The organism is Streptomyces sp. NPDC092952 (assembly GCF_044754785.1).
In the GTDB taxonomy this organism is placed as follows: Bacteria; Actinomycetota; Actinomycetes; order Streptomycetales; family Streptomycetaceae; genus Streptomyces.
In genome coordinates, this window is record NZ_JBIVPT010000025.1 from 17357 (window position 1) to 28799 (window position 11443).

1 pseudogene is annotated in these 11443 nt (G+C 69.2%); it reads left to right on the top strand.

The features are described from left to right. Nucleotides 1-14: 14 nt before the first annotated feature. Nucleotides 15-11443, top strand: a pseudogene (locus ACIQGQ_RS33430) (hypothetical protein); the annotation flags it as partial.

Sequence of the window (11443 nt, forward strand, 5' to 3'; positions counted from 1 at the left end):
GAGAGCACGGCCCCATGTCGATCAAGGCGACGCCCGAGCTGAACAACCTGCTGTTCGTCCTCATCGGCGAGCGGCTGTTGCAGGCCGACGAGGACCTGGCGTACGCCAGCCGGCGCCCGTACCACCGGCTCTCCGGCCGTCTCACCGACCTGTCGGACGAGATCGAGAAGTCGGTCGTCGGGATCAGCCGGTCGCTCCCACCCAGTGTGGGCGCGAACTACCTCCAGTCGATGAAGCTCTTCATCGACAACGGGGGTACCAACCATCTCCGCGACTTCTCGGACCAGTTGAGGACGATCGGCGACGGGCGCACCGAGACCTCGATGAACATCATCGAGTCCAAGTGGCAGATCATCGCCGAGCTGGTCCGGTTGATGATCGAGCTGCTGGTCATCTTCGTGATGTCGTTCTTCACGGCGGGGACCTCGGCGAGCGACGCCGCGGTGGCGAAGGCGCGCAGCAGAGTGGTGCTGCTGACGGTGCTGGACACCCTGCTGAAGCGCACGCACCTGATGCCGAGCCTGAGCGAGGCGTTCCAGGAGGCGTTCCAGACCTTCGCGGTGCGTCTCGCCATGATGGCGGCGGGGCCGGACGGGCGGCGGCCCAAGGGGTTCGACTGGAAGGCCATCGTGCAGGACGGCGTCTTCGGCGCGTTCGCCGGGTTCTTCCACGGTACGTTCTCGTCCGGGTTCGACAAGCTGCTCAAGAACTTCATGAAGCAGGGGCCGGGCAAGAACGTCACCAAGAACCTGACCAAGGACGTCACGGGCAAGGCGCCCCGGCCGAAGAACATCGGTCAGACCGTGGTGAACGACGTGAAGGACTTCCTCACCTCGGGCGGTTCGGAGGCCGTCGCGGAGATCGTGGCCGGCGGGCTCACGACGGGCAACTGGACGACGAGCTGGGACACCTTCCTCGGGTCCGGGATCAGCAGCAAGGCCGAATCGGTGCTCGGCAGCGGGGCGGCCAAGCCCGGTACATGGGTGAAGAACAACTTCGCCGGGACGAAGCCGCCGACGGTGCCGACGGTGCCGACGTCGAGCCTGTCGGACGAGAAGAACACCGGAACGAAGTCCGGGAGCGGGGACGGCACGGGGTCCGGTACGGGCACGGGGACCGGTACAGGCACGGGGACCGGTACAGGCACAGGGTCCGGTTCCGGCACGGGGTCGGGCTCCGGTACGGGCGCGGGGTCGGGCTCCGGCGCGGGGTCCGGTGTCAGCACCGGCTCGGGAAGCGGGAAGAACGGTACGACGAACGGCACCGGCTCCTCGGACCCCAACGACCCGGCCGATCCGGCCGACTCGGCTGAGCACACCGGGCAGAAGGACGAGTCCGAACGGAAGGAGCCCGGGACGACGTCGCCCTCGTCGAATCCCAAGGGCCCGTCCGGGACTTCCGGACCGTCCGGCTCACCCGCCAAGGGGTCCGTCAACACCTCCAGCAACGACAACGACGTCGACTTCGGGAGCCCGGAGGCCGACCCGGACCCCGACTCCGAGGACGCCCCGGAGCTGAAGACCCCGGAGCCGACCTCGTCGACGGGCGGCGACGGACTCAACAACGACGTACGGAACGACGACACCCAGAACGAGAACCTCCAGAACGGGAACCTCCAGGAGGAGAGCCTCCAGGACAACGACACCCGGAACGACGACGAGTCCGAGCCCAGCACGGGCCTGCTCACCGAGAACGGCTCGTCCGGCGCCGAGTCGTCCCAGACCACGGACGGCACCACCACCCAGCCCGCGCAGACCACCACCACGCCTCCCGCCGCACGGCCGGAACACGAGCTGTGGAACGAGTTCTTCGCCCATCCGGGCAGCCCCTCGCACCTCGTGCCCACCGCCATCACCGACCAGCGGCAGGGGGTTCCCCCGACACGGGAGGAGGTCGACCTCCGCAGGTCGGTGCACCAGAGACTGAACGGTCTTGCGGACGGCGTCACGATCTTCATCGACGACGCGGCCAACTTCGGGCACCAGGCCGCCGCCACGATGCTGATGGACTCGCTGAACGAGCTGGGCTACAGGGGGACCATCACCGCGATCGCGCCCCAGAACGTCCAGGAGAAGCTCGCGCTCCTGCTGAGCGAGGACCTCAGGTCCCGTGTCGTCTGGCAGACCCGGACCTTCGACCCGGCCCAGCACGTGGTCGATCCCCGGACGTCCGGTGGGCCCGGCACCCCGGGCCTGGTCATGGTCGCGGCGAGCGACCGGCTGGACGACGACCCGGGCGAGGCACAGAAGTTCCTGGACTTCCTGGGCACCGACCAGGCCATCGTCCTCAAGCCCTATGCGTGGGAGACATCGCACCGCTACCTGTACCGGAGGACGTCCTCGACGGACCCCGTCCACGTCAGGGACCTGGAGGAGTCCGAGTCGTCCGGGAACGACGGGGAGGACGCCGACCGGGTGGCACCCAAGGCGCTCTTCAACTTCCACACCCCGCTCCTCTCCCCGGACCGGCTCATGGAGCTGATCGACCAGCAGGTCACCGAGACCACCGAGGGAATCGTCGCGACCTCCGTGGAAACCGTCACGACCGGTGACGTCTCCGTGGAGACCGTCATCGAAACCGTCGGTGACACTCCTGCCCTCGCCAACGGGCTCAAGGCGGTCGTCAGCGCCGTCCACGGAACGGGCCTGGAGGTCATGCCGGTCTACGGCCTGCACAACGTCACCGAGTCGGGCCGGGCCTCGGCGCTCAGCTCCCTGGCCGCCGGGATCACGAAGGCCGGGATCGACCGCCCCGCCGTGATCCTCTCGTTCGGCAGGACCACGGTCGACTTCGCCCCCGTCCACACCGGCACGCACCTGGGCCGGGCCGACATCACCGACCAGGACCTCCCCGAGCGGATCGCCCAACTGAAGGCCGGTGACGTCCTCGTCATCCAGTCCCCCAGTCTCCCCCAGGACGTTTTCCGGCAGGTGTTCCAGCTCGGCACGCTTCCGGCGGTGGTGGAGGGCGCCAACACCACGAACCTGCTGCAACTGGTGGGCCGCCCGTACTTCTCCGCCAAGACCCACCACACCCCGTACGACGATCTCGACCAGCGGGCACAGGAGCCGGCAGCGCACCTCGCGACGGTGACCAGAGCCATCACGCATCCCAGCCAGTGGGGCCGCACCGCCGAGAGACTGTCGGGCTACTCGGACCGGACGTGGACGGCGCTGCAGAACGTGCACACCGCCCAGTCCGTGATGGCGTCGCTGCCCAGGAACGAGCAGGGACGTGTCCTGGCACAGGACGAGATGAACCGCCTGCTGCGCGCGGGGCTGCTGAAGGAAGACCTGGACACGTTGCTCGGCGACGACGCGAACGTCCGGGCCATGACGGAAGCCCCGATCACCAGCGAGCGTTCGACGACCCTCACCCAGGAGCAGTTCGACTCGATCCGGAAGCGGCTCGAAGAACTGCGCAGGACACGCGTCACCGCGGTCGAGCAGAAGATGGAACACCGGTCCGTCGCTCCGGAGGAAGGCGCGACCGACGTCATCGCGGAGGCGATCAGGGAACTGCGTCGGAATGGCTCCCCGCTGCACACCTACTTCGGCGACCTCCGGAACAAGGCGCACGACCCCCGCAACGACCAGACCCTGCAGGCCCTCCGTCTGGCCTTCGACCTGCCGCCGCTCCCGCACCCCACCACGTCCACCGGCCCGTATCCGGGCGAGCCGGGAGCCACGCCCCGCTGGAAGACCGACTGGGACGCGCAGGAGGACACGGAGGACGAAAGCGAGGAAATACAGGAGCAGACGGACACGGAGTCGGACACGGACGACCTTTCCGACGTCGCGTCCCCACCGGTCGTCGTCACCACGTCCAGCAGTGAGCCGGTCCACACCTCGGAGACGAACGAGAACCAACCCGAGACGGCGACGGAGACCGAGAACGGAAACGAGGACGAGGACGAGGACGAGAGCGGGAACGAGGACGGGGGCAGTGACGAGGACGACGTGATCTTCAGCCTCCTGGACAACATCCCCGAGAGGACGGCACCGCAGGCCCCGCCGGTCGACGACACGGACACGGACCTCACCACCACTCCGCCGCCGCCCCGGCTCGTACTCAAGTCGGTTCTTCCGGCGGACGGGTCGTTCGACACGGAGGAGATCGTCCGGCAGACGGTCCCTGACGACACGGGCGAGTCGTCGGTGCTGGCCTCGTACTCGCAGAAGGACTGGTCCGGAAGAAGCGGGCGCTTCGGCAGCGTCGTCACCTCCGCCACCTTCCAGGACCACCACCACCAGAAGGCGTCCGTCTACCGCGAGAAGCGCAGCCTGCCCTGGGGAGGCAGGAAGGTGTCCCTGTTCGCGGCGCACGGCACCGCCACCCAGGTGGCGCTGACGAAGACGGACGGGACGACCGTGATGGTCAGCGGCCGACACCTCGGCCGGTACCTGGAGCACTCCGCCGACCTCGGTCCGGCGGACCGGCCGATCGTGCTGTACTCCTGCTCGACCGGTGCCGCGCCGACGCACGGCGGGCTCTCCGTCGCCCAGCACGTCGCGAACGTGACGGGCCGAACGGTGTACGCACCGACCACGGTGGCGGGCACGGTGATCGGCCCCGACCAGCAGGTACGCCCGGTGCTCGTCCGGGACGACGACGAGAACCCCGGCCAGTGGGTCACCTACTCCCCCGAACCGACCGGCGCCGACCTCCTCGCGCTCGCCCGTACCGCCGGTCTGGTCCCCTCCGACGCCGACCCCGCCGACCCCGCCGACCCCGCCGACGGCACCCTCGACCCGTGGGTCGCGATGCGCACGCTCCAGTTGGTCCGCACCCTGCGCGGCACCTTCGGGACGGAGGTCGGGCAGTCCCCCGATCACGACGCCCTGCTGGCCGCGCTCGGCGAGCTGGACCGCGAGCGCTTCGGCGGCGACGACGCGGTCTGGGCCCCGTACCGCGACGGGCGGATGACGCCCGACCTGTTGCGCCGAATCACCGCGGGGCTGGCCGGGACCGGCGCACCCGGCCTGGACCGGTACACCGCGCTGTTCGACCGCGTCGGTGAGGCGTCCATCGGGGACGAGCCGACGACCAGCACCCGGCCGGACGACCTCGGCACCCCTTCCCACGGCCTCACCCGGGAAACGATCGAGACACAGCCGACCACCACCTCGAACGCCACGAGTTCCAACAACAACGACGACAACAACAACGACGACAACAACAACGAGAACGACGTCCATCAGCTCGTCCTGGCCCAGCTCGCCGAGGACCGCCCGGCCACCATCGACAGCCTGATGCAGCCGGCACCGCCCGAAGGCGCCGTCCAGACGTTCCCGAACGGCCTGTCCCTGCCCACGTACATCACCGGGGACGGCAAAACCGCCGGCTCGGCCTTCACCTACGGCGCGAGCGAGGTGACCCAGCGCGGCATCGGCAACGTCCTCGGGCACATCGCCACGTCCGGGCTACCGATCCCCGCCCGCAATTCCGGCGGCCCCGGGAACGACCCGCTCGGCGAGCTGGAACGGGCCCTGACGCAGACGCCCCACATGTTCCACGGGGACGGCTGGCTCTCCGCTCCCTTCAAGGACACCGCAGGCCGCGTCCGCCGGCTGCGGGTCTCCCAGCGCCCGCAGGGAACCTGGTCCACGGTGACCCACGAGCCGGTCGGACCGGTCTCGCTCGACCCGGTGAAGGTGGACCAGATCCACCGCAGCCAGAACACCACCGGAAAGTCCGAGACGGCCAGTTCCTCCCGGCAGATCGGTCTCTCGTTGCCCTGGGGCGCGCCGGGGAACCTGCTGGGGCGGGTGGGCCTCACACTGGGCTTCACGAAGTCCGTCGACTTCAACCTCCAGGACCAGACGCTGAGCCAGGTCGAGAGCCGCCACTCCGACGCGTCGCACCTGTACCTGGGCAATGTGAGGTACACCGTCCAACTGCTGGACCCCGCGCCCGAGAAGAACGGGTTGCTGAAGACGATCACCAAGGCGTTCACCGGGCCGCAGACCACTTCCACGGCCCAGCACCGGGACAGCACACGCAACACGCTGACGTTCGGTGTGAACAACGGCCTGCTGCTGCGCCTCGCGGACAACCTGACCGCCCAGCCCAACCGTGAGCACGCACCCGAGGAGATGACGCTCGACGAAAACAGCGACTACCGCACGGTGCACACCGAGGGGTACGGCTCGGTCGCGGCCATGCAGAAGTGGGCGTTGGAGAACACCGGGGCCGTCGTCGGCTCGGCGATGCACCAGGAGATCACCCGGTTCTTCAGCTCGGAGAACTTCATACGCACCGCGGACCGGATGGCACACGGGCCGGTCACCGGTCAGCCCATGTTCACGGAATCCAACGAGCCCGCCGGGGTCTTCGTCGTAGACAAGATCGTGCCGGGCCGGGCCACCCATGTCACCGGGACGAACGCGGTCGAGCTGCGGAACGCCATCCAGCGGGTCATCAAGAACGACCGGAGCACCTCCACCGCGTACAGCCAGGACCTCCAGTTCACCCTCGGCGGCAGCATCTCCTTCGACCAGTACGCGGCCGGTCCGGTGCAGCCGCGACTCCAGGTGGCGGGGTTCACGCAGTTCAGCAACCGCTCCACCCGGACCACCGGTTTCGGTGGCTCGGGCAGCCGCAAGATCGCGGGACGTGCCAAGAAGGTCCGTACCGAGCTGTACCTCGTGGAGAAGACGGTCCACGTCAGCAGGTCCGGGGGGAAGGGCAACCGGACGTTCGCCGTGTGGACCCTCGACCGGATGACCCGCGCGGAGGCCCGTCGTCTCGCCGGTTGGGACGACGGTTCGAAGCTGCGCACCGAATCGGCCCGGATCCAGACACAGTCCTCGACGGACGACGACGCCATCACACCCGTGGTGGAGAGGCCGGGCGAGCCGGAGGCCCCGGTCTACCTCCCGGAAAGCAACCCGACGATGCTCGGCATGGTCAGGCCCGAAGCGTTCGTCAAGGACGACACCGACACCGACAACCACACTCCGTTCCTCACCGGGCTGACGGACCAGGTGATCGCGGCCGTCGCCGAAGCACACCCCGGTCTCGTCGCCCCGCTCTCAACTTTCACCCATCCCGACGACACGTCGAACGGGTGGCGGGGCATCAACCACTTCAACACCGCCCTGCACAACACCCTGAACATCATGGACGCCCTCAGTCACCACAGTCTGGCGGGGCAGTTGGAGTCGTTCACGACCGACGGGCTGTACATCCGGCTGGTCGACCACACCCGGACCAAGCGGAAGTTCCACTGGATCAGGGTGAAGGGCCAGCTGACCAAGCGCCGCTACGAGAGGACGCGCAACGAGCTGATCCTCCGCAGCAGCGCCCCCAGCGCCCAGCGGCTCGACAGTTCCGGCACGGTCTCCCACACCCGGGAGCTCGGGATCGACCTCGGGGTGTCGCCGCGGCAGAACAGCGCGGACGCCTTCAAACAGCCCATCAACAGCGGTGTGTTCACCCCCTCGGCCAGGGCCGCCTGGCAGAAGACCCGGAAGACCGGCTCCGGCACCACCGTCTCGAACGAGCCCCTGCACGCGACCGCGGGCCCGTCCCATGTGTTCAGCTACCAGCTGTCGGTGACCGTCACCAGCGGCGGCTACTCGCGATTCCGTGAACCACTGCGCGTTCTCGGAGTGCTCGGTACGGGGACCTTCGTGGGCCGGAACGCACCGGTCGAACTCATCGGTGGCAACGGCACCCGCCCGGCGGTGGTCGGACGGGTGCTGCTGAACGTGCCCGACGAGCACATACCGGCGGGCCCGCTGGCGGAATCCGAGCGGAATCCGAGCCCTTCCGTCCACAGGCCCCTGAACACCGGGCAGGTCCAGAACCTGCTGAACGGCGAACCGATCGCGGAGACGGACGCGGCGGAGGACACGGACGTGGCCGCGACCACGGAGAACGCCGAGAACGCCGAGAACGCCGAGGAGATCATTGAGCTCAACGACCTGACGCTCCTCCCGAGCCCGTTCCAGGACCTGCCCCACCAGGTCATCGCGGTCGCCGGTGACAGCGAGCTGATCCGGTCCGTGGAGCGGATGCTGGAGGAAGGTTCCGGGAACGCCTGGCAGTTCAGCCTGTACGGGGCCGCCCCGCACGACGCGGTGATACGCCAGTTCCAGCCGCAGGTCCTCGTCTCGTTCCTGGACCAGGCGATCAGCCGTACCGGCATGCGTATGGTCGAGCTGTTCGGCTCCGGCCCGTACTACAACCGGATCGGTCAGCTCGTCCACCGGGTCTCGCTCGGGAATCCAGCCGTGCGCTCGAAGCCCGTCGCGGTGGAGACCGAGGTGACGCTCGGTGCCGAGACCCAGGTCACCCACGCACGAACCTCGGTGGCCCTCGCCAAGGTGAACTTCTCGGTCGCCTACGCGCGAAGCCACGACCAGGGGCCCTCGCTGGTCGGTACGTACGGGCTGTTGTTGAACGGCGCGTGGTCCAAGGGAAGCACGGCGACCGTGACGAGAACGGTCACGGCGGACAACGACCGGGACGACGAGAGCCTCAAGTACCTGGTCGTCGCCGACATCGCGCACGAGGTCGGCTTCACGACGAAGGCCAACGGCCTGGCCGGCCCACTGATGGCCAAGGCGAAGCACCACGCCGGATTCAAGCTCAACGTCCCCGGCGGATGGCTCGGCCACGTCCCGGAGAAGACCGCCCACCGCCTCGGGCTGATCGGCAACCAACTTCCCGCCGCCCCCCGTTACGAGCAGAACAGCTGGTCACCGGCCGCCTGGCTGGACGCCACGCCCTTCGGTTCGTTCCCGGTCAACTCACTGGACTCGACCGCGGCCGCCCAGGCCTTCGTCGAGGAGCTGAAGGCCCAGGGAATCGACGACGCCGGGCGGGACCACGTCCTGGACATGATGTCGCCGCGGGCCCTGCTCGCCCTCCGGCAGCAGATGTCCGCCGCCACCGGACGTGGTGTGACGACGGTGACCCGTACCGCCTGGATCAAGAGCGGCCCGTTGTCCATCGGTTCCCGCCCCGCGACGGTACGTATCGAGCTGACACGGGGGACCTCCGTCTTCGACGGGATCGACCACGGCGTCACGTTCCAGGAGACCCTGGGAACGACCGAGACCATCGAGGTCAACAGCGCCAAGGCGTTCACCTCGACGACCGGCTTCTCGGTCACCGAGGCGGTACGCACCCAGAACAGCGTCGCTCCCACCGCCGGGCCGAACCTCTCCGAATCACTGGCCTCGACCAGGCAGAAGACGGTCACCACGTCGGTGAGCCGGACGAAGAACTACACGTTCTACTCCAACGAGCCCTTTGCCGACTTCCGCACCCCGTACAGGATCCGCATGGTGCTGGTGACCGCCGACGGTAAGGAGATCACGTCGAAGGAGTTCCCGGTCGGCACCCTGCGCGAGCAGCTGCCGCTCAGCCTGGCCGTACCACCGCCGCCGGCCGTGAACCCCGCCACCACCAACGCCACTGCCAGCACCAGCACCAGCACCAGCACCGGGCAGAACGACTTCTCGTACTCGGCGCCGCAGAACACACCGCCCATGGTCTCCTTCCGCCGACCCGGGCCGCTCACGGACGCGGAGATCGCGGCGTGGCGGAGCGGCGGAGGGACACCGCAGGCGTTCACCATGCCGTCCAACGGGTTCATGCCCCGCCGGATCACCGGCGCCGGCACGGCGCTCGACGCCGCCCATCTCGCCCTGGCCAAGGCGTTCGCCATCCAGCGCCCGGACTGGTACAAGCCGGGGGCAGACGGGTCCGCGCACCCCTTGCGGCTGACCGGCACGCAGCTCACGAACGCCGTGGCCAAGGCGCGGACGTCGGGTCTCGTCCATCAGGGACGGCCCTCGGGTCAGGCCCTGTCCGACGGGCTCTCCAGCTCCCAGACGGCGGCCTTCTTCGCCAGTACCGCGACGGACGGCGGCTACCTGGCGGCCACGGTGCACGACGCCGGTATCGCCCTGGACACCGAGGGGAGCTATCGGCTCTTCTCCCGCCCCCTGCTGAATCAGGCGGTGCTGCTGAGCGTGGCGCCGGACGCCACCATGGAGAGCCCCGAGCGGCAGACCACGAGCGCGGACACCTCGGTCACGGCGAGCGGTACACAGGGCACGACGCTCGGTGCCACCGTCGGCACCTCCGTGCCGCCGGCCGGCACGGTGTCGCCCGCGCCGACGGGCAGCGGGGCCAACGCCGGTGACGCGGGGGCCCTCAAGGTCGCGGCGGCCGACGGCACACAGCAGAACATCAAGCCCAAGACGGGCCGGGCCCTGCTGTTCTCGATCCCGACGGACTGGCTCGGCGAGGCGACGGTCGCCCGCGGCAAGCTCGCCCGCACCTTCATCAAGGCGGAGACGTCGCAGGTCGTCGAGTACCGGACCAACGTCCTTGCCTGGGTCCGTGAGGACGTGGCCCACGAGCTCGGGCTGATCGGCGACGACACCTTCCCCACCGCCGTCACCGATGCCTGGACCTCGGTGGCCGCGGCGAGCAAGGCGTGGGTGGACGCGGACAAGGCGTACTGGAAGTACCGGCGCACGGTCACGGCGCTGGTGCAGGACGGTCCGGCTACACCCGAGCAGCTCCAGCGGCTGGAAGAGCTGGCCGAACGTTCGAACGAAGCGATGCAGCGGTTCCGCGAGGTACGGGCGGCGGCCGACCGGCTCACCCAGTGGCACCACCGCACACCGCGCACCGGCACCCAGCCGCCCCCGGTGGTCTTCACGGCTCCCGCCCCCGCAACTCCGTCGACGCCGGAGCCCCCCAAGTTCACCGTCCCGGCGTCCGAACAGGGCTCCCCGGACGCCGCGCAGGTACTCGTCTCCCCGGAGGGCGACACGTACACGCTGCACGACGTGCCCGAGGACGGCAACGCCTTCTTCCACGCGCTCGCGGAGGGGCTCCGGCGAACTGGGACACCGCCGCCGGTTGCGGCCGCTGCTTCCGGGAGCAGCACGTCGCCCGTCTCCGGCCTGCTCGACCGGATGACGGATACCCTGACCGACGATCCGGGCGATCTGCTGGACTTCATGACCCCGGACCTGCTCGACCCGTTCACCCCGCAGGAGCTGGAGAACGGCGGCCCCGCGTTCGCCGAGGACTCCCCCGAGGCGCATGAGTTCGCCGACTCCGCGCACACCCTGCCGTTGTACGCGCGGCTGTCACCCAGCGAGCGCACCGCCCTCGCGCTGGCGCAGCTACGGCGTCCCGGCGACGCACCCAACCGCACCGGCTGGGACCACGGGGCCGCCGACCTGCTGCCCGCACTCGCCGCCCGGACCTTCGGCGTCAAGGTGACGGTCGTCCGGGACGACGGCACGTTCCAGGAGTTCGCGCCCCCTGCCCTCACCGAGACCACCGGGCACGTCGTGCTGTACCTGAAGGACCGCCACTACCAGGCCGCCCTGCCACCCACGCGCCCGAAGTCCGAGCGGAACGTAACGGACGAGGATATGGACGTCGGCGACAACGTCGGCGACAACCG